Raw genomic sequence first — 24,306 nt, 5'->3', positions numbered from 1 at the left:
TTATAGAAATTATGATAATTTACGTAATAGAATTATTATAACTTCGCGACTATTTGCCTCAACAACAAAAAAAGAGATTAAACAACCTAAGGTTGCTTAATCTCAATATTAGGACTCATCAGTCCGATTTGACATAGAGCCTTAAGAAAACGTTAGCCCAATAATAGAAATTGGAGATACATATTGGCTTACCTATAAGTCAGTAATATGTCCTTTATTTTTACACCTAGTACCAAGTCACAAACGTGCTAGGTGTTTTTCATTAAAGATATTTTAGCATAACACTTGATGTTAAGCAAATTAATTAATGTGTGTGTCGGCTATATTTGATATTCATCTTAATGTCGTTTATATTTTACATAAAGAGTTATCAATAATCTTGAGGTGGTTGAGGATGACTAATTTTAGAGATAAGATGATTAATCGAATCATCGGTACAACGACTGAACTTGATGAACGTGAAAAAGAAGAATTATACGGACACGTCACTACAACATTTATTATCACTTATTTAGGCTTACTAATCTTAGCTTTTATAAGTTTAATTAATGATTATGTTGTTCAACGTGTTAATGTACCGACCATCGGTATATTTGTTTTATTCTTTATTGCTAGTATTTTCTTATCGAGGGGCATCCGAAAAAAATAATTTAGATGAAAATCGAGTTTATTCTAAAGAAGCATATCAAAGACTATTAAAGAAGCATAAGTTAGGCAGTATTTTCGGTGGTATTATGTTCGGTGTAATCATGAGCCTACTTAATTTAACGCGACTATATTTTTCAAATCAAAAGATTGAATTAGGATTTTTCATAACATTTAATTTTATTTCTGCTTTAATTTTCGGCGTAGTAAGTTATTTCGTTGGTAAAGGTAAAATTGTTAAAGAATATGGTGAGGGGGATTAAGAAATGGATAAATTTAGTCAAATATTATTTAATTGGTTCACTCAAAATCCCACAGGTCGTGATGAGCGTGAGCAAGGTGTGCTTGAACATAAGTTAGCGGTTATGTTTTTATTGACATATATTACAATAGTTATCTTAGGTACAATAAGTTTGGTTATTGATATGAAGAGAGAAACAGTGAATTTTGGAACAATATGCTTATTAGCGTTGAGTGTTATTTTAACGTTTGTATCTCTTTGGATTAATAGAAGAAACCGTTTAGATGAGTTAAAAGCTCATTCAGCTGAAGAATACAAACAATGGGTGAAAAAGCATGCAATAAAATGCTCGTTTTTCGTCGTTTATTTTGCAACGGTGATGTTTATTATTACGGGGGTTATCTTCCCTTATATTTTTAATGACGGATTCGACTTCAAAGAACAATTAATCAAATGTGCATTTTCTGGTGTGCTATTCGGCGGTATCATGTTTATTTACTATATGATTATGCTCAAAAAAGAATATTAACTATTATTCAACTCCTTAATTATTATATAATAAATTCATATAATGCTTAAGGAGTCATTTTTTATGTTAAAAGCTGATCCAATTATTGCTAAAATGAAGAATCAAAAAATCAACTACGATAGGGTATTGAAAAAATTAATTAATCAATGGGAAAGGGAAGGTTTAAGACCTAAAATCTTACTACATAGTTGTTGTGCGCCATGTAGCACTTATACGTTAGAATATTTAACGGAGTATGCTGATGTGGCAATTTATTTTGCGAATCCCAATATACATCCTAAAAATGAATATTTAAGACGTGCAAAAGTTCAGGAACAATTTGTTAATGATTTTAATGAGAGAACCGGAAAGAATGTTAAATATATTGAAGCGGAATATAAACCGCATGAATTTATGAAAATGGCAAAATCACGTGGCCTCACTGAAGAACCAGAAGGAGGGTTACGTTGTACAGCATGTTTCGAAATGCGTTTGGAGCTAGTTGCTGAAGCTGCTGTGAAATACGGGTATGACTACTTTGGAAGTGCACTCACACTATCACCTAAAAAGAATGCGCAACTTATAAATGAACTGGGTATGGAAGTACAACATTTATATGACGTGAGCTACTTGCCGAGTGACTTCAAGAAAAATAAGGGCTATGAACGTTCAATAGAGATGTGTAATGACTATCATATATTTCGACAATGCTATTGTGGATGTGTCTTCGCAGCGATGGCTCAAGGCATCGATTTTAAACAAATCAATCAAGAAGCTAAAGACTTTTTACAGCAATTTTAAAGAAAATGACTCCTAATTTGAAGTTTAATCCTTTCAAATTAGGAGTCGTATTTTATATTGTTCGATTAATAAAACGTATAATGGCTAGAATGGCAATCACAAATGCAGATAGGATACCTGCAATTTTTAAACCTTTTTTCTGCTTCTCAGGTTCTGGATCTTCATTTTCCATCATTTCAAGCAACTCGCGTTCAATTTCAAGATCAAGTGCGGTCTTCTTTTCGCCATTATAGCCAATGCTATTATCGTCATCTTTTGTCAATTTATCATTTTGATTTGATGGCTGTTCTTTACTTTTAGACGGTTGGTCTGCATTTTGTTTTGTATTTTTATCTTCTGCAGTCATACGTATACCCCTCCGGTAAACTTGTTATCTTTGGCTTAAGTATAGTACTTTTTATAATTAAGTAAAGCTATATTATTTCGCGTCTAATCCAATAATATCACTCACGTTATTATAATTATGTTGCTTTAAGTAAGCAGCGATGTCTTTGTTTATCTTCTTCGTCAAACCTGGACCTTCAATAACTAATGAAGAATAGATTTGAACAAGAGATGCACCATTTCGCATCATTTGAATGGCATCTTTAGCACTAAATATACCGCCTGTGCCGATAATTAAGAATTTTCCATTTGTTTGTTGGTATGCCCATTTCACTAACTCTAAATTCCTTTTGAAAAGGGGTTGCCCACTTAATCCGCCATCTTCTACTTTATTCGAAGAAGTGAGACCATCACGCTTACGAGTTGTATTCGCTAGAATCATACCATCAAAGGTTTCAGTGATTGCAGGTAAAATATTTTTAAAACCATCTAGTTCTAAATCAGAAGTTAATTTTAAGAAAATAGGGACATTTACTTCTGTATTGGCTTTAAAGTCTTTCAAAGCTTTGCATAACATTGAAAATTCATCTTTATCATGGAAACTTTGTAAATTCTCAGTATTTGGTGAACTTATGTTAACTGTAAAAAATGAGACATCAGCTTTAAACGTATCAATTACTTTAATGTAATCTTGATAACGCTCATTATAAGGTGTCGTTTTATTTACACCAACATTTAAACCAACAGGGATATTGTATGAGTGGCGACGTAAATTCCATAACGCTCTATTCATTCCAATATTATTAAAGCCCATACGATTGATTAATGCATTATCTTCAACTAGACGATACATACGTGGTTTCGGATTGCCATCTTGAGGTTTTGGTGTAATACCACCTAATTCAAGTGCACCGAAGCCAACATTTTCAAGTGCTTTAGGTACTTCGCAAGATTTGTCAAAGCCAGCAGCTAAACCAATTGGGTTGTTAAATGTGATACCTTTAATTGTTTGTGTTAAAGAAGGATCTTCATAGTTGAAGATTTTGTGCATAATAGGTAGTAAAAAAGGGCGTTTTTGGCCAAGTTTTAAAGCATCGATGGTCATGTCGTGCGCTTTTTCAGGGTCGAATTTAAATAATAGTGGTTTAATTAATTTATACATTTTAATGCTCCTATTTCATTGTATTTGAGGCTTACTATCCTCATTTAATATCATTGAAAAAACATTCCTCTCTAAGACTAGCATGTTCAACAATAATTGCATAGTTAATTTAGAAACTGTTTAAAAATTTGCCTCAACTTAAATGTGGATATATATGCTAACGATTAAATAGTCCTTTTTCAGGAAATATAATAATAAAGTGAGAAGATGTATTCGAAGGAGGAAACATCATGAAAAAAGATTGGCAAGAACAATTACCATTAAATCATATACGAGATATTAAGACGGTGAGTGGTGGAGATGTGAACGAAGCATTCAAAGTAACTACAGAAGATGACGTTTATTTCTTGTTAGTTCAACGCAATCGTGATAAATCATTCTATGCTGCTGAAATTGCTGGACTTAACGCTTTTGAGGAAGCAGGTGTTACAGCACCACATGTGATTGATAGCGGTGAAATTAATGGTGATGCTTTCTTAATATTGAGTTACTTAGATGAGGGAACGACCGGTAGTCAACGAGAACTAGGTCAATTAGTAGCCAAAATGCATAGCCAGCAACAATCTGACGGCAAATTTGGATTTGATTTACCTCATGAAGGTGGAGATATTTCATTTGATAATACTTGGTCTGATTCGTGGATTGAAATCTTTGTCGAACGTCGTATGGATCATCTGAGAGATGAACTCATGAGGAAAGGATTATGGAATGACGAAGATAATAAAGTCTATGAACAAGTCCGTACAGTGATGGTAAATGAACTAGAAAATCACAATAGTAATCCGTCATTGTTGCATGGGGACTTATGGGGTGGCAATTATATGTTCTTAACAGATGGTAGTCCCGCTTTATTCGATCCTGCACCGTTTTATGGCGATAGGGAGTTTGATTTAGGAATCACTACTGTATTTGGTGGATTTACCCGAGAATTTTATGACGAATATGAGAAACATTATCCTTTAGGAAAAGGGTCACGTAAACGTTTAGAATTTTATAGATTATATTTATTTATGGTTCATTTACTTAAATTTGGTGGAATGTACGCAAGTAGTGTGAATCGATCAATGGATGAAATATTGGCGTAATTAATAACTATGGGTGGTACAGGTACAGTGATACCGGTGCCACCCATGTTTATTATTTTTCATTAATTGATTTTAATAATTGTTTGCCGTTATCATATAACATTTTTTCAAGTTCATGTCGTGAGATTAATTCAGTTGATTCTAATTCATCAGCTAACATCGTTACAACTTGATCTGTTGTATAAGGTGCATCTGAACCATATACAATTTTATCCATGTCTACACATTGAGCAATATTTGGAAGCTGATAAGGTAGAACTTTACCAGCTAAATCAAAGTATAACTCTTTCATAACTTGTTCTAAGTCGTCAGGTTTACGCTCACTTCCAAACATTTTATTACCCATTGCAACACGTTGAGCAATGACAGGAAGTAATGCACCACAATGTGGAATAATCCACTTAATATTTGTATATTTGCTAAACACATTGTTTTGACTCATGTAAATGACCGTACGTGTTGTATCAAAGATGAATTCCATTAATGGTGCAGGAACAACGTCGCTCATTGCTTCAATATTAGGCTTAGGTTCATTCGGATGAAGTGCAACAACGGCATGACGCTCATCTAATTTAGCTAAGACTTTATCTAGGCGGTCATCGCCAACATAAATACCACGTGCATTCGTAGGTAAAGTGAAACCTAAAGCACCTTGCTGATCTAATGCAGTATCAATCGTCTCAATGCTCTCTTTAACCAATGGTAATGGTAGTGTCGCAAAGAAACCTAATTGCTCTGGATATTTGTGTGTAAATTCAGTTGCATAGGCATTGACTTCTTTAGCTAAATAAATCATTTCTTCATCTGGCGCCACACTGATATGTGGGCTCGAAATAGATAGCACACCATATTCAATTTCCATACGTGCCATTAATTCTAAATAACCTTCAGGTGAGAATTTCGGTGTCGCCACACCATCACCTTTGCCATCGAAATAATCATCTAGAAATTTCGAGAATCCAGGTGATATATAATGTGCATGTAAATCAATTTTCTTCATATTTTAATACGCCTCTTTCTCTTCTTCTTTAAAAGTTAGCCAATCATCAATTTCATCATAATAAGCATTAACTTCATTTGGTCTATCAATACCTTGTAACTCACTGTTCACATCATAGCCAATGGCATTTAATGCATAAGATAAGCAAGCATAGCTTGAACGATAATCTGTAAAGTCATCCTTTGGCAAATTAATCGTCGTAGGTTTAACAGGTGTTAAGCTATCTTTCTCATATATACATTCAAGACGCGTAATATACCAAACGCCTTGATCATCTTGTTCGAGACAATATACTAATTTGGCATCTGATTGTAATTCCATTTCAACATTTTGAATTGGAAGGCGTGTTTGAATGGTCGCTTGCATAATCGCTACAGCACGCGTGTCATTAATCCAAATTTGAGGGAGTGGGACAGAATTCTTTTAAATTCGTCTTCCCACCCCCGCAAGGCTGACTAGAACTGAGAGAAGCTTGATTTAAGCGTCTTCTCAGTTCAGTCAGCTACTGCGAATTTGCAAAATAATAATATTACACTATTTATGTCCTAGGATCATGGATGAAGCGACAAATTCACTACCATTACCTTTAAACCATGAAATATTGATATAAGAATTATCTGCGAAACATGTTTCCGTGCTTTCCCATAGGGCATTATCACGACAGAAACGTTCGAATTGAATGAGCTCAAGAATATCTTCTTTAGCTAGTAACGTTTTATTAGTATATGGTTTATTTCTAGTGAAAAGCACTATAATGACACTCCTTTAATTTAAGCCCACATTTCAAGTAATACTTTAGCGAATCCTTCAGAGTCTTGAACGTATCCTAAGTGACCACCTGGAATGTCGATAATTTTGGTGCCAGTTTCTTCAGAAATGAAGAAGTTAACTTCTTGTGGGAATGAACCTTTTGAAGCTGTCCCATTTAATAAAGTAATGATGTCTTTATGTTTTTTGAAACCATCAATTGAAATATCAGATTCTGTATATTGACGAATTTCATATTTGAACCAACCCAACATTTCATCGAAACGTTTTTTACTGTCAGCATCATTTTCAGCTTCTGCTGGTTTTGACATGTATTGTTGGTCTAATTTACTAATTTGTAACGTTTCACCAAACAATTTCATTGCTTGAGGCATACCTTCATTAATCGCAATATCAATGATTTCAGCGTTTTTATCTTGCCAATATTTCGCATCTGGTAAGAATGTGTTAATTGGTGGTTCGTGGAATGCAATTTTTTTAACAACTTCAGGATGTTCTTTTAAAACATGCATTGCTACGATTGAACCGGAGCTTGAACCTAATACATATACTGGCTCATCACTTAATGATTTTGCCAATTCAGCGATATCTTGCGCATCACGTTTAACTCGGTAACGACTATCTGGATTGATTGCTTCCTCAGGTAGTGGTTCAGTTAATTCACTTTGTCCATATCCACGTCGATCTACAGCGACAACAGTGAATTTATCTTTTAATTGTTGTGCAAGTGGCATAAAGATATCTCCAGTTCCGTTTGCACCAGGGATGAAGATGATAACAGGACCATTGCCCACTTTGTGATAACGTAATTTAGCGCCTTGTAATTCTAATGTTTTCATTTATAAAACCTCCGATAAAGTTTGATTATGCGATTGAATTGGTACGATTTATTCTTTAATTGTAGCTATACAATTATTTATCTAAACCCAATAATTTAGCACCATTGGTATAACTGATTTTCTCTTGTTCTTCTTCTGTTAAACCTAGATTGCTTAAGAAAGTTCCAAGTTGCTCAGGTTCTACATAAGGGTAGTCGGCTGAATATAAGATTCTATCAACACCGACTTCTGCTTTAACTAAATCAAATTGTGGTTTCGTTAACATGCCACTCGGTGTGATGTAGAAATTATTTTTGAAATAGTGACTAATTGGATGTTGTAGGTGATCTGCAAATAAAATTGAATCCATACGTTCTAAGAAGAAAGGTACAAATTCACCTCAATGTCCAATAATAATATTTAAGTTTGGATGACGATCAAATACACCTGAAAGTACTAAATGAATTGCGTGAATACCTACATCTACATGCCAACCATAACCGAAACAAGCGAATGTAGCTGCTGTTACATCAGGATAGTTACCTTTATAGTAAGCTTGATATACATCACTTTGAATTGGAGATGGATGTAAATAAATCGGTGCGTTTAATTCTTCTGCAGCCGCAAATAATGGTTCGTATTCCTCCTGATCAAGGAAACCATTTTTAGGGTGACCCATAATTAAAGCGCCTTTGAATTTTAAGTCATTGATACAACGTTTAAATTCTTCAACTGCTGCTTCTGGTTCATTAATTGGTAAAGTCGCAAATCCAACAAAGCGATCTGGATATTTTTCAACATATTCTGCTAATGTATCGTTTGCCTTTTTACATAAATCAATTGCACGTTGTCCTTCTAAGTTTGAAGGCGCACCATTACCATATGATAGTACTTGCATTTCGACATCATGTTTATCCATAAAATCAATACGTTTATCATGATATGAGATTTCATCAGCATCTGTGAAACCTGATTTTTGTTCAAGACCTTCAAGCATTGTTTTCATTGGTACACCATTAGGATCTGATGACATATATTTCATTGTTTCTTTTTGAATCTCTTCTACAACATAATGTTCTTCAAAGTTAATACTTTTCATTAGAAAAGCCTCCTAAATTTAATTAATCGTTCAAAGTTACCAAGGCATTGTGCCATTCCCATCAATGAATGTACCTGTAGGACCATTTTTATCAATCGTTGCAAGTTTAATGATAGGGATAATACCTTCTGAGGCTGGCTTAGAGTTATTACTGAAATCACCAACTAGATCAGTGTTTTTTGAACCTGGGTCTGCAGCATTGATTTGAATATGAGGTAGTCCTTTAGCATATTGTACTGTCAGCATCGTTACCGCAAGTATTGAAAATATTGCTCATGAAATGAATATTTCAGTAGAAGAAGTGGAAAGGGTATTAAACATGGATGCCCCTAATGGATTCTTTGGTAATAAATTACAAACATTTATACACTTAGTATGGGATGTTCGTGATTTAATAAATGACAATATTAGACAGAATGGTGATCAACCAAAAGATTATACGTATTTAAAAGGTGAAAAAGAAGATTATTGGTTTTTACAATAGGAGAGATAAATAATGGGTAAAAGTATATTAGTTATAGGTGCTACAGGTAAACAAGGCAATGCTGTAGTAAAACGATTATTGTTAGATGGTTGGAAAGTTCGTGCTTTTACACGTAATAAAAGTAATGAAAAATTAGCTTCAATAGATAATGACAATTTAGAAATATTTGAGGGCGATTTAAGTGACCAAGATAGTTTAACAAATGCTATGAAAGAACAATATGGTGTTTATAGTGTTCAACCAATTATTGTAGATGATATTGAAGAAGAATTACGCCAAGGGAAGATGATTATTAAAACGGCAGAAGAACAAAATATCGACTATGTTGTTTATAGTACTGCAGGTGGCGTCAACCGTGATCGTACAGGTCCCCATTTCGAAGCCTTAGCTGATATTGAGAATGAACTTAAAGACAGTTCATTAAATTATACAATTATTAAACCGTCATTCTTTATGGATAACTTCTTAAGAATTACTAAAGTTGAGAATGGAGAAATAATGATTCCTGAATTTATTAATCAAGATGTTAAATTCGCAATGATTTCTTCAATAGATATCGCTAGAATTGCATCCAATGTATTTGGCAATCCAGAAAAATATAACCATCAAGCTATTGAAATCGCTTCTGATGAACTTACATTAAAAAAAGTTGTTAAAACATTTGCAATGGTAACTGGTAAACCTACAGAAATTAAAGGTTCGTTCTCAAGTGGTACAGCAGAACGTGGATGGCTTGAAGAAAAAGGTTATATAATTGATTTTAATCAAATGGATGAGATCAATCCCGGTCGTCTAACGCTTGAGCAATGGATTAGTGAAGTGAATTTTTAAATTTTTTAGAAAATGAGGGGGAAGACTATGATTCAATCAATGTGGTTTAATTTACATGTCGAAGATTTAGAACGTAGCGAGCAATTTTACAGAGATTTAGGCTTTGAAATTAATAAAAATCCAGATATGCTAGACAAAATGGTTGGTATTAAAATCGGACAAACGATTGTGATTTTAATTGAAAATAACCATTTTGAAAAAGTGACGCATGAATCAGTTTCAAAACAACCTAATGAAGTCATTATATCTTTAGGTGTAAAAACGAATGATGAAGTAGATGAATTAATGCGAAAAGTGGAATCATCAGGCGGTAAAGTGATTGATGAACCAGGAACTTATCAAGGATACTATGGTGCAACTTTTGCAGACCCAGATGGACATAAGTATAATTTCTTAGTTTGTTAGCTAAAAATCAAAAGCCCTCGAAAAATCAATTTCGAGGGCCTTACTTTGTATACAACTAATTTTCTTGAATATTGCCGTATTCTTCTCTTAAGTCATACACTTTATCAGGTGTAACGTCTTGACCAAGTGGGTCTAAAACTTTCATTGTTGAGAAAGTATGAAGTACTTGACCTCTAATCATACCTAAATATTCTTGTCTTAATTGATGTTGTTCTTGTTTTTCTTCAACGCTCAAACTTTCAACTTTTTCTTTATTTGCTAATTGATTAATTCTATCTAGTAATTCTCTCATTATTTATTCCTCCTAATTTGTATGTGCTGGAAAGTGGGGTACAATATACGTTCCAACTTCTTCTATGAGTTCTTCGATATCACGATCATCATTTGTAAATCTTAAGATAATATGATTTGTATTAATTGATTCATAAGCTTTTAATATTTGCAATAAATTTTTACGTCCAGTACGGAAACCACCTTTGATCGGTTTAACGGTTTCATTTGGATTTCGGGATAAATTAATCATTAAGATATTCATAAACGGTTTGAAACGGTCGGTACCACTGTGCCAAGCTTCAACTAATTTCTTTTGACCTTGAAAAGGTTGGGCGTAAAATAACCAACCATCCATATGTTGTTGTAACCAGGACATAGACTGTCTTGAGTAGCCTGTACCAAACATAGGAATCGTATGATGTTTTGGCAATGCTTGTAACCCTGAATCCTCATATAACTCAAAAATTGAATTTGAAATGTTGGGAGAATGTGATTGCCAAAGTGCTCTTAATGATTGAATGGTTGTTTGATAACATTCTGTTAATTCACTTTCATCTACTTTAAATGCAGGGAATTCGAAAGAACGATCACCGGTAGCCATACCGAGTAATAAACGTTGATTGGAAATAAGATCAAGTGAGGCTGCTGATTTAGCAAGGTGAATGGGATGTCGTAAGGTTGCTACGGTACTACCCGTACCTAGTGCAATCTTAGAGGTAAAGGCACTCAGATAGGTTAAAAAGACGAAAGGATCATAATTCGTTGTAACTTTGCCTAAATGAGGACTGTACAGTGGATTATCTCTCACAGATAAACTTGTAAACCCCAAGGACTCCGCTTTTTGAGCGAGTCTCACTTGCGCATCAAAATCTATATTATTTTGTTGTTTATTATCAAATGGTACGGATAAACCCAGCGTCAATTTATTATTTTTGAACGTTCGTTTAAATCCCTCATGTTTCTCTATATCTGACATGTCTTTCCCTCCTAACATAATTTGATAGTAAAACAACACGTATTATTTAACTAACACTTGTTGTATAAATGTAATATACGCCCTATTTGAATAATATGCAACATACATGCTTATGAAACTTGTTGTTTAGACAACAATGGTAACGATGTGTTGTTTTGTTTGGATTTTCCATAAAAAAACTTCCAAGGCAATGCCTCAGAAGTTGAATTATAAGTGTGTTATATGATGAATTAAAAAAGGTAAATTTTTATCTATAAAAGATTCAGCAGAAAGTGAACTTGTATCGAGCCAATGTCGGGCAAGTCCACAAATACCAGCAGCAAGGAAACTTGCACTATTAACAAGTATCTCAATATCATGATCCGGATAGCTATTTCGCAACATAATTGTAAAGATATCTTCTAGCTCATTATTAATGCGTTTATGTGCTTGATTACAAAATGTTTCACTGTTTAGCTTACATGATTCTTGAACTTCAACCATATAATGTGCAATTGAAACAAATAGATTGGAAATAACGATCTCATTTATAACGTCAGAAATTGATAAAGTGTCATTTAAATCTTTCAGAATCGTTTCAGATAAAGTGTAATCGAGAATATCATATTTATCAGTAAAATGTGCATAAAATGTAGCACGATTCACTGTGGCACGTTCAGTAATGTCTTTTACAGTAATTTGAGACATTCTTTTCTCTCGAGAAACCTCTTGAAACGCTTCTACCAGTAGTTTCTTTGTTCTAATAATTCGAGGATCAACTTTAGTCGTAGACAATACAGACACCTCCCTTGATGACATATCACTTATATTAAATTATCTGTCGAAAAGAGAGGGTTGTCAAAGTTCACGCTTACAATGATATGTAACCATCAACCTAGACAATAGAGTAGTCAAACTTCAATTTCCTAATAAAATTTTTAAATTAATGATGGTTAAAATTAATTATGAGACGAGTTTCTACTATTATAATAGTCAATTTTGTTCATTATCTAGTCAATTAGTCTGACTATAAGCAAAGTATACACTTTCTTGTCTTGATATTTGGTAATATACAGAATAATAATGAATTAAAAAGGAGAGCGATGTTTGAAACAATTTATCAAAATAGTTATGACTATACTGATATGTGTAGGTATCGGTGTATCCGTAACTTATTTAATTCGTGAAATTGATATTCAACCATCTCAAATGACTTTAAATGATGATAATCAATTTGGTGATTGGAAGCGTGATGGACGATTGACGCATGGTTATGGCACTTATAATCATGGCCTAGAATTTGAAGGCAATGACAAACATTATGGTAACGATTATGATTTACCTGAAAATACCGAAGTTCTAGCAGCGACAGATGGGGTTGTCACAAGATTATTTGAAGATGAATTAGGTGGAAAAGTGATACAAATATCAGAATCAAATGGACAATATCATCAATGGTATATGCACTTAAACGATTTTAAAGTAACCCAAGGTCAAAAAGTTAAAGCTGGAGATGTTATCGCATTATCTGGTAATACAGGTGAACAGACAACAGGCTCACATTTACATTTTCAAAGAATGAAAGGTGGTATAGGCAATGATTATGCTGAAGATCCACAACCATTTATAAATCAGTTACCAGAAAAGGAAAAGAGTTTATTCAATATATAATTAGTTAAACTAATAGATATCATTACTAATCTGAAGCACAATTGTGTTTCAGTTTTTTTATTTTATAACTAAAAAAAGAATGGTACAAATGGTTAAAAGCAATGATCGTAACTAAATTTAAATTTTTAAGGAAAAAACTAAATTTAATATTCTGAAAATTTAGAATTTGTGATATAGTAAAATCTATCATTACTTATATGAGTGATTGGCATGAGCAGTATTAAAACATCATGCGAACTAGCTATAAAGTAAATTGAGCCACATATTAAGTGTGCAGAATAAACAATAGGAGGTTTTTTATATGACATCAACACTTAGAGAAATAGGCGTTAAAGATTTTACATTTAGAGTGCTATCGGGTGTAGCCATAGGTATCGTTGTTGGTTTAGTACCAAATGCCATTTTGGGAGAAATCTTTAAAGCATTCATGCATCATCATCCATTCTTTGGAACTTTGTTACATGTCGTACAAGCAATGCAATTTACAGTACCCGCATTAATCGGAGCACTCATTGCTTTGAAATTTGATATGACACCATTAGCGATTGCAGTTGTTGCTTGTGCATCTTATGTAGGAAGCGGGGCTGCACAATTTAAGAACGGTGCCTGGGTAATTGCCGGCATCGGAGACTTGATTAATACGATGATTACTGCAACGATTGCTGTATTATTTATTTTATTAATTGAAAAACGTGTTGGTAGCATGGCACTGATTGTGTATCCAACTATCGTAGGTGGTTTGTCCGCTACAATTGGTGTACTTATATTGCCATATGTACATATGATTACAACTGGCATTGGTAATATGGTTAATAGCTTCACAGAATTACAACCTGTATTGATGTGTATGCTTATTTCTATGGTCTTTAGTTTTATTATTATTTCACCATTATCAACAGTTGCGATAGCTATTGCTATTGGAATTACAGGTCTTGCAGCAGGTTCAGCATCTATTGGTATTTCAGCTACTGAAGCAGTATTACTTATTGGGACAAGCAAAGTGAACCGAGTTGCAGTACCAATTTCTATATTTTTCGGCGGTGTGAAAATGATGATGCCTAACATGGTGAAATATCCAATAATAATGTTACCAATTCTTATAACTGCTGGTATTTCAGGAATTGCTGGTAGCTTGATTGGTATTGCGGGAACTAAAGAGTCTGCAGGATTTGGTTTCATTGGAATGATTGGACCAATTAGTGCTTTTAAATTCTTACATGTAGATTCTGCAATATTAAGTATCTTACTCATTATTTTAGGGTTCTTTGTTGTACCATTAGTAACTGCATTTATTTTAGATATTATTTTCCGAAAAGTATTACGTCTTTATACAAACGACATATATAAATTTATGGGTTAACCATTTGTTAAATAGGAATTGATAAAGTGTTGATTATCGCATTTTATCAATTCTTTTTTGAAAATGAGAATACATATAGAGATTAAGATAAAATATGAAATAAATAGTGTTACAATAAAAATGAAATAATACGTTACATAAAGGGTGAATGGTTAATGGCTAATAAAATCGAAAAATTAGCACTAAAGACAGCTGAGCTTACAAGACAGACACACGAATTAGGTATTCCAGTTATGATTCTATTTGAAGGTGTCCCTGCTTCTGGAAAAACACGACTTTCAAATGAATTATTACTCAATTTTGATGCCAAATATACACATTTTATTGCGACACAATCACCACGAAAGGATGATTTGCGTTATCAGTTTTTACAAAAATATTGGAATACATTACCTAAAAAAGGTGATATCAATGTCTATTTTAGAAGCTGGTACTCTCATTATTTAGATTATCGGGAAAATGAAATTAAACATGAAAGATATAAAAATTACGAGGTTTTAAAAGAACAAATTGCATCTTTTGAAGATATGTTAATCGAGGATGATTATGAAATTATCAAATTCTTTATTGAGATCAATGAAGATAAAAGACAAGAACATATTAAACAAACAAAAGAAAATCCACTGATGCGTTGGAAAGTTCAAGAGTATGGAAGTGTATTATCAACAGAAACGTATTTAGAAGATATGCATCAATTTATTAAACAGGATAAACAATGGAAGATTATTGACTATACAGAACGCCAAATCGCGATTGAAAAGATGTATGAACACATAATTGAACGTTTAGAACAAGCCATAGCAAAACACCATGCGAAGGATAAAGCGTATGATGGTAAATTCTCAGAAAGTTTTTCTACTGAAATGTTTGATAAAGATGTGGAAAAGGTTTCTAAAGAAGAATATAAAACATTAATTACGGAATTGCAGAAACGGATGCGTGAAATACAATTTGCATTATATGATAGAAAGATTCCGTTAATTCTTGTATTTGAAGGAATGGATGCAGCAGGTAAAGGTGGTAACATTAAACGAATTAGGGAAAAGCTTGATCCAACTGGTTATGAAGTTAATGGTATCAGTGCACCGACAGATGTTGAACTGAAACATCATTATTTATGGCGCTTTGCAAAAGATATGCCAAGAAGCGGTCATATCGAATTATTTGATAGAAGTTGGTATGGGCGTGTATTAGTTGAGCGAATTGAAGGGTTTGCAACAGTAAATGAATGGCAACGTGCTTATGATGAGATCAACGCATTTGAAAAGATGTGGACGGATGAAGGTGCTATTATCTTGAAATTCTTCCTGACATTGGATAAAGACGAACAGCTTAAACGTTTTAAAGATCGTCAAAATAATGTAGATAAACAATGGAAAATCACTGATGAAGATTGGCGTAATCGAGACAAGTGGGATTTATACGTTGAAGCCAGCCACGACATGGTTAAAAAAACAAATACAACACATGCACCATGGCTAGTCGTACCAGCAGATCATAAGAAAACATCAAGAATAGAAATAATGAAATATATTATTCGTAAATGCGAAAAAGTATTATGGGGTGTCAAGGATTATTAAGTGATAAATTAATTACTGAATTGGATGAATCATGGAACCAAGAAACGATTGATTATAGAAACGTTTCTTGGTTTTTCTATGTTATATAAATAAATTGAATATATTCTAAGTTGTTAGAAATATTACGGTATTGTAACAAAATGGCAATTTGTAATATTACAGAATATGTAAAATTGTTGTAAATTTCTTAAAAGAGTATTGTAAAACCTTATTTCATGATGAAATTTTAAACGATTTGTTCAAAAAATAATATTACAGAATGAAATATAAATATTTCAATGTTACAAAATAAATCGTTCATTGTAATTTTTTGTAAGATAAGCGTAATACTATTGGCGTTTTTTTATGATATAGTACTTATTGTCAAAAGTTAAACACAGAACAAAACACAATAACTTAAGAATTTAACAGAACAAAAATATAAACTAATTTTTTTGGAGGAATTTTTTATTATGAAAAAAACAGTAATCGCGTCGTCATTAGCAGTAGCTTTAGGAGTAACAGGTTATGCATTAACTACAGATAACAGTGCACATGCATCTGAATCAACTACAAACTATGCACAATTAGCTAACTTAGCTCAAAATAACCCATCTGAATTAAATGCTCACCCAGTACAAGCTGGTGCATACAACATCACATTCGTTAAAGATGGTTTCAAATACAACTTCACTTCAGATGGTCAATCTTGGTCTTGGAACTACACTTACGTTGGTGGAGCTGACACAGTAGCAACTACACAAGCTGCTCCAGCTGCTCAATCAACTGACTACTCAGCTTCATACAGCAACGAAGCTTCAACTCAATCAGTAAGCTCAAACCAACAATCAAGCAACACTAACGTTGAAGCAGTATCTGCACCAAAAACTACTTCATACTCAGCTTCAACTTCATCATCTTCATCAGCTTCAACTGGTGGTTCAGTTAAAGAACAATTCTTAGCTAATGGTGGTACTGAAGCTGCTTGGAACGCAATCGTAATGCCTGAATCAGGTGGTAATCCTAACGCAGTTAACCCAGCTGGTTACAGAGGTTTAGGTCAAACTAAGGAATCATGGGGTACTGGTTCAGTAGCATCACAAACTAAAGGTATGATTAACTACGCTAACAGCCGTTACGGTTCATTAGATGCAGCAATTGCATTCCGTGATAACCACGGTTGGTGGTAGGATTTACTAAGGTAACTGGATAGTACATCGAGTTATCGAGGGAAGAGGTCGACTTTAAGGTCGGCCTCTTTTTTGTGTTTTAATAGACACTGTAGCGTAACGTTTACCAACCGCGATTATAGGGAGGATACTAAGACAATAAACAAATCGAAAGTATTGAATATTAATGTCGTTATGGAAAGTAATGAAATTAGGATTAATACATAGTGCGTTCTGGACAACTATACAATTATCAGTATCTAATATGATGTTACGATGCCCGACATCAGTATTTGTGAAATATGAAACGTTTTTTAAAATATGGTCGTGGGAAAAGAGAGGCACTTTATGGAATAAACTATTTCGTATTAATAAATGGAAACATTACATTCCAGAAGCAGCTCAATTCAATTATCGTATCTATAATAAAAGGCGACTGGCTTCATTTAAATTAGAAGATATACATTTTATGATTTTAGAAATGCGCCGTGCAGAACTTGTTCATTGGTTATCAATGATACCAATTGTTATTTTTATCAAAGCGCCTAAATATATACTATTCATTAATGTTTGTTATGTGATTTCGGCTAAATTACCGATCATACTCACACAGCGTTATAACCGTCCTAGGTTAGAACATTACTATCAACTACGAATGAAAAGAGATGAACGTACATGTCGCAAAAGAAAATCATCATTATAGGTGGAGGACTAGGTGGGATATCAGCTGCTATTCGTCTTGCTCAAAGTGGCTTTGATGTCTCGCTTTATGATAAGAATAACCACATTGGTGGGAAAGTAAATCGTTTAGAAACAGAGGGATTCGGTTTTGATTTAGGTCCATCTATTTTAACGATGCCATACATATTTGAAAACTTGTTTAACTATAGTGATAAGCAAATGAAAGACTATGTTACTATTGAACGATTACCTTTGCAATGGCGTAGTTTCTTCACTAATGGTGAAGTGATAGATTTATATGAAGACCTGTCTCAAATGTTAAATGCCAATACCTATCTTACTAATGACGATATTCAGCAACTTCATCAATTTTTAAATTATGCAGAAAAAATCCATCGATTTACGGAAAAGGGCTACTTTGCACTAGGACTTGATAAAGTGTCAGAGATAATTAAATATCAGGGACTATTGCGTTCACTTAAAGGTGTGGATTACTTCTCAACAATGCAACAAGCTATTAATCGTTATATTGAGAAACAAAAATTAAGAGATATGCTTGGCTACTTTATAAAATATGTTGGGTCTTCTTCTTATGATGCTCCAGCAGTGCTTACACTATTAATTCATATGCAATACGAACAAGGATTATGGTACGTTAAAGGTGGTATTCATAAACTTGCTCAGGCATTGGAACAATTAGCGATTGAAGAAGGCGTAGCTATACATACTGGTATGGATGTATGTAGTATTGATACGTATTTTAATCACATAACTGGTGTTAGATTAGATGATGGTTCACATGTGAGTGCAGATTACATTGTTTCTAATAGAGAAGTGATACCTACGTATCGTGACTTACTGCACTTTTCAAATAAAAAAATAGCGCAATTAGAGAAAGTTTATGGACCTGCAGCATCTGGCTATGTAATGCATTTAGGAGTAGACAAAGAATATGCTCAACTGGCACATCATAATTTCCTTTTCTCTAATGATTCTAAGCGTAATTATCGAGAAGTGTTTCATGATAAAGTATTGCCACAAGATCCAACAATTTATCTAGTTAATTCAAATAAATCCGACCCAACTCAAGCACCAGAAGGACATGAGAACTTAAAAGTATTGCCACATATTCCGTATATTCAAAACCAACCGTTTACTGAAGAACAATATAGTGATTTCCGGGAGCGTGTCTTAGATAAATTAGAAAAAATGGGGCTTACAGACTTACGTCAACATATCATATATGAAGATATTTGGACGCCACACGATATTGAACGCACTTATGGTTCAAATAAAGGTGCCATTTATGGTGTAGTGGCAGATAAGAAGAAAAATAAAGGGTTCAAGTTTCCTAAACAAAGTGAATACTTTGATAATTTATTCTTTGTTGGAGGATCTGTTAATCCTGGTGGCGGTATGCCGATGGTGACGTTAAGTGGACAACAAGTAGCAGATAAAATTAATGCACTTGAATGTAAGGTTACCACTGATTCAAGAGAATAGAGGTAATACAATTATGACTAAATTAGAGTCACTTCTCCATGCTAGTACAGGTCTATCATTAATAAGTGGTTATTTAATGTATAATCGTCGTTATTTACTCTCGTTTGATAAGAAACGCGAGGGTGAGACAACACAATCAATTAGTGTGATTATACCAGCGCGCAACGAGGAAAAGAGATTGCCTAAACTGTTAAAAAGTTTGTCTCAACAATCAATGCGAGTTGAATGTATAGTCATGGATGATGATTCAAATGATAGAACAGCTGAGATAGCACGAGAGATGGGCGCGAAAGTGTATAATGTGACGTATGACAACAATGGTAATACCTGGATTGGTAAGTCATATGCATGTTATCTAGGTGCTTCTTATACAGTATCAGATATTCTTATATTTATGGATGCAGACGTAGAATTGAATAATGAACACGCCCTAGAGGCAATTATTCAGTCATATGCACGACAACAATATCGTGGATTAATGAGTATTCAACCGTATCATGTTGTTTATAAACCTTATGAACACTTATCGGCTATGTTTAATCTTATGACAGTTGTAGGTACAAATAGTTTTTCGACTTTATCCAAATCTAAAGGGGAGTCATTAGCATTTGGACCTGTTACAGTCATGAACAAATCCGATTATATCCTGACACAAGGGCATAAAAATGCTGCATCTCATATTATTGAAGGATTTTCTTTAGGAAAAGCGTTTCAACGTTGCCAATTGCCAGTGACGCGGTTTGAAGGTCAGGGATTTGTTAGCTTTAGAATGTATGAAGCAGGATTTAAAACAATGATAGAGGGATGGACGAAACACTTAGCGGTAGGTGCTTCGTCAACACAACCTCATATCATGATGTTAATTATCTTATGGATGGTGGGATGTATCACCTCATTTAGCGGATTAGCACTTAGTTTATTTATGAAAACTTTGTCATTTAAGCGAATGGCGTTATCATATAGTTTATATACATTACAATTTATTCGTTTACATCGTCGAGTAGGACGTTTTTCAATTTTATTTTTAGCTATCAACCCAATATTGTTTTTAGTGTTTATTTTAGTTTATATAAATTCATATCGTCACATTCATTACACGAAACAGGTAAAATGGAAGGGACGACAATTTAGTATTAAATAATATTTAGCAGGGGGTTCTCCATGAGCACATTAGAAGAAAATTATCAATATTGTCATCAAATTATGAAAGATTACTCCAAGAGTTTCTCATATGCGTTTGATATGTTACCAGAACAACAACGACGAGCAATCTGGGCGATTTATGCAGTTTGTAGAATCGTTGATGATAGTATCGATGTACACCAAGACGTGGAATATCTACATAAGATTAACCGTGATGTTAAAGCTATTGAACATCAAACAACAACGACATTTGAAAGTGATGACCGCATTATGACGGCATTTGCTGATGCAGCTACACATTTCCAAATGAATTTCCAAGCCCTCTATGACTTAATTGATACGGTTGAAGCAGACCAGCATTTCGAAATGTTTGAAACAGATCGTGGTCTACTAGATTATTGTTATGGTGTTGCGGGAACTGTAGGCGTATTACTGATCCCAATACTAGCAACGCCACCGTCAGATGAAGCATATGAGTATGGAAAGCAATTAGGTGAAGCGCTTCAATTAACGAACATACTACGTGATGTTGGTGAAGATTATCGCAACGGGCGTATTTACTTTAGTAAAGCGCGTTTAAATGAATTTAATGTTTCAATTGCTGATGAAATAGAACGTGATCAACTCTCTGACAATTACATTAAAATTTGGGAATTCTACGCTACATTAGCCGATAATAACTATGACATGGTTTTAAATCATCTTGATGTATACAATGAAGAATCTCGAATGATTATTGAGTTAGCAGCCCAAGTATATCGAGGTATATTAACCGAAGTACGTAAAGCAGATTACTCATTGAAAGACCGTGCGTACGTTTCTAAATGGAAAAAACATAAAATCTACCGCAATTTAAAGAAAAAATATAAAGATTAGGTCAGATATATGCAATATAGCAGTAGTAGGCGCTGGCGTTACCGGCTTAGCAGCTGCAGCACGACTAGCCGCTAAAGGTCATCAAGTTACAATATTTGAGAAGAATGAACAAGTTGGTGGCCGTATGAGCCAATTTAAGAAAGATGGCTTTACTTTTGATATGGGACCAACCATAGTGATGGTACCGGATGTTTATAAAGCCGTATTTGAAGAAAGTGGCAAACGCTTTGAAGATTACGTAGATATGAAGCCACTTACACATATTTTTGATATTTATTTTTCTGATAAAGATAAAGTGAGTGTATCAACTGATTTAGCACAACTTAGTCAAACGTTAGAAGCGACAGAACCAGGTTCTACTCAAGGTTTTATGCAATTTTTAACGGATGTGTATAAACGATATGAAGTGGCTCGCAAATACTTCCTTGAACGAACATTCCGTAAACCAAGTGAATTTTATAACCCATTGACGCTATATCGTGGATTAAAATTAAAGACATTTAATAATGCGAATCAATTAATAGATAATTATGTATCCAATGAAAAAATACGTAAGTTACTCGCATTTCAAACGTTATACATAGGTATTGATCCTAAACAAGGGCCTTCAATTTATTCTATTATTCCAATGATTGAAATGGTACATGGTGTTCATTATATAAAAGGCGGTATGTATGGCTTAGCACAAGGTTTACTACAACTTGGTCAAGACCATGGTGTTAAAGTAGAACTTAATGCAGATGTACAAGAAATCATTATTGACCCTAAATTCAAACGTGCAGATGGTCTACGTGTTAATGGTGATATTCGACGTTTTGACAAAGTGCTATGTACTGCTGACTTTCCATATGTGGCACAAAACTTAATGCCTGTGCACTCACCTTTAAAGAACTATTCTCCTGAAAAGGTAGATAACATGGACTATTCATGTTCAGCATTTTTAATTTATGCAGGTATTAATCGTCAATTACGTGATAAATTACATGTACATAATGTTGTATTTGCTAGAGATTTTAGAGGCAATATTGATGACATTTTTAGTGGTAAGATGCCTGATGACCCATCATTATATCTTTACTTCCCATCTGTAGAAGACGAAGCATTAGCGCCTAAAGATCAGACAGGGATGTATGTCTTAATGCCAGTCCCTGAGTTGAAGACAGGTGAAATTGACTGGAACGATCCTAATATGGTTGAAAAAGCGAAAGATGTCATTTATAACAAATTAGAAACGATTGAGGCACTTAAAGATATACGTCAGGATGTTGTATCTGAAACAGTATTTACACCGCTTGATTTTGAGAGTCGTTATAATGCCAAATTCGGCTCAGCATTTGGACTTATGCCAACACTTACACAAAGTAATTATTATAGACCACCAAATGTATCAAGAGATTATAAAGACTTATACTTTGCAGGGGCAAGTACGCACCCTGGTGCAGGTGTGCCAATTGTGTTGACGAGTGCTAAAATTACTGCCGAAGCAATGTTAGAAGACATAGAACACGGAAAATAAAGTAAAACTTGCTATAAATCTGAAAATTATAAATATTGACAATACTTATTGAACTGATACAATAAATATTAATTCAATAGACTTATCCAGAGAAGTGAAGGGATTTGGCCCAATGAAACTTCAGCAACAGACTTAAAAGACAAAAGTACTGTGCTAACTCCAAAGAGGTATGCCTCAAAGATAAGTGTCATAGTCATAACTAAGCTATATGTCACTATCAATTGAGAGTGATATATAGCTTTTTTAATTTGAAAAGGGGGTAAATAATGACAATTTCTAATAAACTAGCCAATATTCCTGATAGTTATTTTGGTAAAACGATGGGGCGTAAGGTTGAGCATGGACCACTACCGTTAATTAATATGGCAGTTGGTATCCCGGATGGCGAAACGCCTAAAGGCATTGTTGATCACTTTGCTGATGCTGTTCGAATTCCTGAAAATCAAAAATATGGTGCATTTCATGGTAAGGAATCCTTTAAAGAAGCAATTGTTAATTTCTATCAACGACAATATGGTGTTGAACTGCATAAAGATGATGAAGTGTGCATACTTTATGGTACTAAAAATGGTTTAGTGGCTTTGCCTACATGTATTGTTAATCCTGGAGAAAACGTGCTACTTCCAGACCCAGGTTATACGGATTATCTTGCTGGTGTCATGCTTGCTGATGCCAATCCAGTACCACTTAATTTGGAGCCACCACATTATTTGCCAGATTGGAGCAAAGTAGATGCACAAACATTAGCACGTACGTCACTCGTTTATTTGACTTACCCAAATAATCCTACTGGATCAACGGCTACTAAAGCAGTGTTTGATGAAGCAATTCAAAGATTTAAAGGTACGCATACAAAGATCGTTCATGATTTCGCGTATAGTGCTTTTGGATTTGATGCAAAGAACCCAAGTATACTTGCTTCTAAAGATGCAAAGGAAGTAGCAATTGAAATTTTTTCATTATCTAAAGGTTATAATATGTCAGGATTTAGAGTAGGATTCGCAGTAGGTAACAAAGACATGATACAAGCGCTGAAGAAATATCAAACACATACTAATGCTGGTATGTTTGGTGCCCTTCAAGATGCAGCAACATACGCACTTAATCACTATGATGACTTTCTAGATCAACAAAATGAAACATTCAAACGTCGTCGTGACACGTTTGAGAAACAATTAAAAGATGCCAATTTACCATTTGTACATTCTAAAGGTGGTATTTACTCATGGCTTCAAACACCACCAGGGTATGATAGTGAATCATTTGAACAGTATTTGTTGAAAGAACAATCGATCTTAGTGGCGCCTGGCATTCCATTTGGTGAAAATGGTCGTCATTACGTCCGTATTTCCCTAGCATTAGATGACCAATTATTAACTGAAGCGGCTAAACGATTAGCTTCTTTATCTTATTTATATAACGAGTAACA

26 protein-coding genes, 3 pseudogenes and 1 riboswitch are annotated in these 24,306 nt (G+C 34.0%); of the genes and pseudogenes, 18 read left to right on the top strand and 11 right to left on the bottom strand.

What is annotated here, in order from left to right; genetic code table 11:
• The first annotated feature begins 394 nt into the window (after positions 1-394).
• The 4 genes from AC1RRU_RS09500 (at position 395) to AC1RRU_RS09485 (ending at position 2,195) form a co-directional block, all read left to right on the top strand.
• A complete protein-coding gene (locus tag AC1RRU_RS09500) occupies positions 395-649 on the top strand; it encodes a hypothetical protein (protein ID WP_011274791.1) in 255 nt (84 codons plus the stop codon).
• Positions 609-908 (top strand): hypothetical protein, encoded by a 300-nt coding sequence (locus AC1RRU_RS09495; protein WP_123943405.1) that lies wholly within the window; start codon positions 609-611, stop codon positions 906-908. The genes AC1RRU_RS09500 and AC1RRU_RS09495 overlap by 41 nt, the downstream gene beginning before the upstream one ends.
• A gap of 3 nt (positions 909-911) precedes the next feature.
• Positions 912-1,415, top strand: a complete 504-nt coding sequence (locus tag AC1RRU_RS09490) for a hypothetical protein (protein ID WP_011274793.1) — start codon at positions 912-914, stop codon at positions 1,413-1,415.
• 63 nt (positions 1,416-1,478) lie between these two features.
• A complete protein-coding gene (locus AC1RRU_RS09485; protein ID WP_011274794.1) occupies positions 1,479-2,195 on the top strand; it encodes an epoxyqueuosine reductase QueH in 717 nt (238 codons plus the stop codon).
• Positions 2,196-2,247: 52 nt separating this feature from the next.
• Here the strand turns inward: AC1RRU_RS09485 and AC1RRU_RS09480 are convergent, their stop codons facing one another.
• Together AC1RRU_RS09480 and AC1RRU_RS09475 are read right to left on the bottom strand one after the other, a co-directional pair.
• Positions 2,248-2,541, bottom strand: a complete 294-nt coding sequence (locus AC1RRU_RS09480; RefSeq protein WP_011274795.1) for a hypothetical protein — start codon at positions 2,539-2,541, stop codon at positions 2,248-2,250.
• A gap of 72 nt (positions 2,542-2,613) precedes the next feature.
• Positions 2,614-3,681: a quinone-dependent dihydroorotate dehydrogenase gene (locus tag AC1RRU_RS09475; protein ID WP_053035159.1), complete on the bottom strand. Its 1,068-nt coding sequence runs from the start codon at positions 3,679-3,681 to the stop codon at positions 2,614-2,616.
• 230 nt (positions 3,682-3,911) lie between these two features.
• Here AC1RRU_RS09475 and AC1RRU_RS09470 point away from each other — a divergent pair, with 230 nt between their 5' ends.
• Complete coding sequence (locus tag AC1RRU_RS09470; protein ID WP_011274797.1) at positions 3,912-4,766, top strand: fructosamine kinase family protein; 855 nt, start codon at positions 3,912-3,914, stop codon at positions 4,764-4,766.
• A gap of 52 nt (positions 4,767-4,818) precedes the next feature.
• Here the strand turns inward: AC1RRU_RS09470 and AC1RRU_RS09465 are convergent, their stop codons facing one another.
• The 6 genes and pseudogenes from AC1RRU_RS09465 to AC1RRU_RS09440 form a co-directional block, all read right to left on the bottom strand.
• Positions 4,819-5,766, bottom strand: coding sequence for an amidohydrolase family protein (locus tag AC1RRU_RS09465; RefSeq protein WP_070855407.1), 948 nt, complete (start codon positions 5,764-5,766; stop codon positions 4,819-4,821).
• A gap of 3 nt (positions 5,767-5,769) precedes the next feature.
• The gene (locus AC1RRU_RS09460; protein WP_230197443.1) at positions 5,770-6,132 is read right to left on the bottom strand and encodes a hypothetical protein; all 363 of its coding nucleotides are present in this window, start codon (positions 6,130-6,132) and stop codon (positions 5,770-5,772) included.
• A gap of 168 nt (positions 6,133-6,300) precedes the next feature.
• Positions 6,301-6,516: a hypothetical protein gene (locus tag AC1RRU_RS09455; RefSeq protein WP_070855409.1), complete on the bottom strand. Its 216-nt coding sequence runs from the start codon at positions 6,514-6,516 to the stop codon at positions 6,301-6,303.
• 20 nt (positions 6,517-6,536) lie between these two features.
• Positions 6,537-7,373 (bottom strand): alpha/beta fold hydrolase, encoded by an 837-nt coding sequence (locus AC1RRU_RS09450; RefSeq protein ID WP_053021575.1) that lies wholly within the window; start codon positions 7,371-7,373, stop codon positions 6,537-6,539.
• Positions 7,374-7,446: 73 nt separating this feature from the next.
• Positions 7,447-8,451 (bottom strand): annotated as a pseudogene (locus tag AC1RRU_RS09445) (amidohydrolase family protein).
• Positions 8,452-8,487: 36 nt separating this feature from the next.
• A pseudogene (locus AC1RRU_RS09440) lies at positions 8,488-8,706 on the bottom strand (SDR family NAD(P)-dependent oxidoreductase); the annotation flags it as partial.
• Between AC1RRU_RS09440 and AC1RRU_RS09435 the strand changes: the two are divergent.
• From AC1RRU_RS09435 to AC1RRU_RS09425, 3 genes and pseudogenes are all read left to right on the top strand, one after another.
• Positions 8,702-8,935, top strand: a pseudogene (locus AC1RRU_RS09435) (DUF2316 family protein); the annotation flags it as partial. The pseudogenes AC1RRU_RS09440 and AC1RRU_RS09435 overlap by 5 nt on opposite strands.
• 12 nt (positions 8,936-8,947) lie before the next feature.
• Positions 8,948-9,766 carry an NmrA/HSCARG family protein gene (locus AC1RRU_RS09430; protein WP_053035156.1) on the top strand — a complete coding sequence of 273 codons (819 nt, stop codon included), beginning with the start codon at positions 8,948-8,950 and terminating at the stop codon, positions 9,764-9,766.
• A gap of 27 nt (positions 9,767-9,793) precedes the next feature.
• Positions 9,794-10,171: a VOC family protein gene (locus AC1RRU_RS09425; RefSeq protein WP_011274802.1), complete on the top strand. Its 378-nt coding sequence runs from the start codon at positions 9,794-9,796 to the stop codon at positions 10,169-10,171.
• Between the two features lie 55 nt (positions 10,172-10,226).
• Here AC1RRU_RS09425 and AC1RRU_RS09420 read toward each other — a convergent pair whose 3' ends face one another.
• From AC1RRU_RS09420 to AC1RRU_RS09410, 3 genes are all read right to left on the bottom strand, one after another.
• The gene (locus tag AC1RRU_RS09420; protein WP_011274805.1) at positions 10,227-10,463 is read right to left on the bottom strand and encodes a DUF896 domain-containing protein; all 237 of its coding nucleotides are present in this window, start codon (positions 10,461-10,463) and stop codon (positions 10,227-10,229) included.
• A 12-nt stretch (positions 10,464-10,475) separates the two neighbouring features.
• Entirely contained in the window at positions 10,476-11,420 is a 945-nt protein-coding gene (locus AC1RRU_RS09415) for an LLM class oxidoreductase (protein WP_011274806.1), read from the bottom strand.
• A gap of 207 nt (positions 11,421-11,627) precedes the next feature.
• Entirely contained in the window at positions 11,628-12,218 is a 591-nt protein-coding gene (locus tag AC1RRU_RS09410; protein WP_172592544.1) for a TetR family transcriptional regulator, read from the bottom strand.
• A gap of 312 nt (positions 12,219-12,530) precedes the next feature.
• Between AC1RRU_RS09410 and AC1RRU_RS09405 the strand changes: the two genes are divergently transcribed.
• From AC1RRU_RS09405 to AC1RRU_RS09360, 10 genes are all read left to right on the top strand, one after another.
• Positions 12,531-13,070, top strand: a complete 540-nt coding sequence (locus tag AC1RRU_RS09405; protein WP_370444500.1) for a M23 family metallopeptidase — start codon at positions 12,531-12,533, stop codon at positions 13,068-13,070.
• Positions 13,071-13,371: 301 nt separating this feature from the next.
• Complete coding sequence (locus AC1RRU_RS09400) at positions 13,372-14,430, top strand: PTS sugar transporter subunit IIC (protein WP_016931231.1); 1,059 nt, start codon at positions 13,372-13,374, stop codon at positions 14,428-14,430.
• Positions 14,431-14,585: 155 nt separating this feature from the next.
• Positions 14,586-16,010 (top strand): polyphosphate--AMP phosphotransferase, encoded by a 1,425-nt coding sequence (locus tag AC1RRU_RS09395; RefSeq protein ID WP_011274810.1) that lies wholly within the window; start codon positions 14,586-14,588, stop codon positions 16,008-16,010.
• A gap of 452 nt (positions 16,011-16,462) precedes the next feature.
• Positions 16,463-17,179, top strand: a complete 717-nt coding sequence (locus tag AC1RRU_RS09390) for a transglycosylase IsaA (RefSeq protein WP_011274811.1) — start codon at positions 16,463-16,465, stop codon at positions 17,177-17,179.
• A 166-nt stretch (positions 17,180-17,345) separates the two neighbouring features.
• Positions 17,346-17,861, top strand: coding sequence for a glycosyl-4,4'-diaponeurosporenoate acyltransferase CrtO family protein (locus tag AC1RRU_RS09385; protein ID WP_493196578.1), 516 nt, complete (start codon positions 17,346-17,348; stop codon positions 17,859-17,861).
• Positions 17,834-19,342, top strand: a complete 1,509-nt coding sequence (locus tag AC1RRU_RS09380) for a phytoene desaturase family protein (protein WP_033080095.1) — start codon at positions 17,834-17,836, stop codon at positions 19,340-19,342. The genes AC1RRU_RS09385 and AC1RRU_RS09380 overlap by 28 nt, the downstream gene beginning before the upstream one ends.
• A gap of 13 nt (positions 19,343-19,355) precedes the next feature.
• Positions 19,356-20,483, top strand: coding sequence for a glycosyltransferase family 2 protein (locus tag AC1RRU_RS09375; RefSeq protein ID WP_016931234.1), 1,128 nt, complete (start codon positions 19,356-19,358; stop codon positions 20,481-20,483).
• A 20-nt stretch (positions 20,484-20,503) separates the two neighbouring features.
• Positions 20,504-21,361, top strand: coding sequence for a phytoene/squalene synthase family protein (locus AC1RRU_RS09370; RefSeq protein ID WP_011274815.1), 858 nt, complete (start codon positions 20,504-20,506; stop codon positions 21,359-21,361).
• Positions 21,362-21,368: 7 nt separating this feature from the next.
• Positions 21,369-22,877, top strand: coding sequence for a phytoene desaturase family protein (locus tag AC1RRU_RS09365; RefSeq protein WP_080004924.1), 1,509 nt, complete (start codon positions 21,369-21,371; stop codon positions 22,875-22,877).
• 79 nt (positions 22,878-22,956) lie between these two features.
• Positions 22,957-23,064, top strand: a riboswitch (SAM riboswitch).
• A 79-nt stretch (positions 23,065-23,143) separates the two neighbouring features.
• Positions 23,144-24,304 carry an aminotransferase class I/II-fold pyridoxal phosphate-dependent enzyme gene (locus AC1RRU_RS09360; protein ID WP_011274817.1) on the top strand — a complete coding sequence of 387 codons (1,161 nt, stop codon included), beginning with the start codon at positions 23,144-23,146 and terminating at the stop codon, positions 24,302-24,304.
• Positions 24,305-24,306 lie beyond the last annotated feature (2 nt).

The organism is Staphylococcus sp. GW821-FHT11H10, assembly GCF_058807855.1.
The sequence above is the reverse complement of the archived record's forward strand: the minus strand, read 5'-3'. Positions and strand labels throughout refer to the sequence as shown.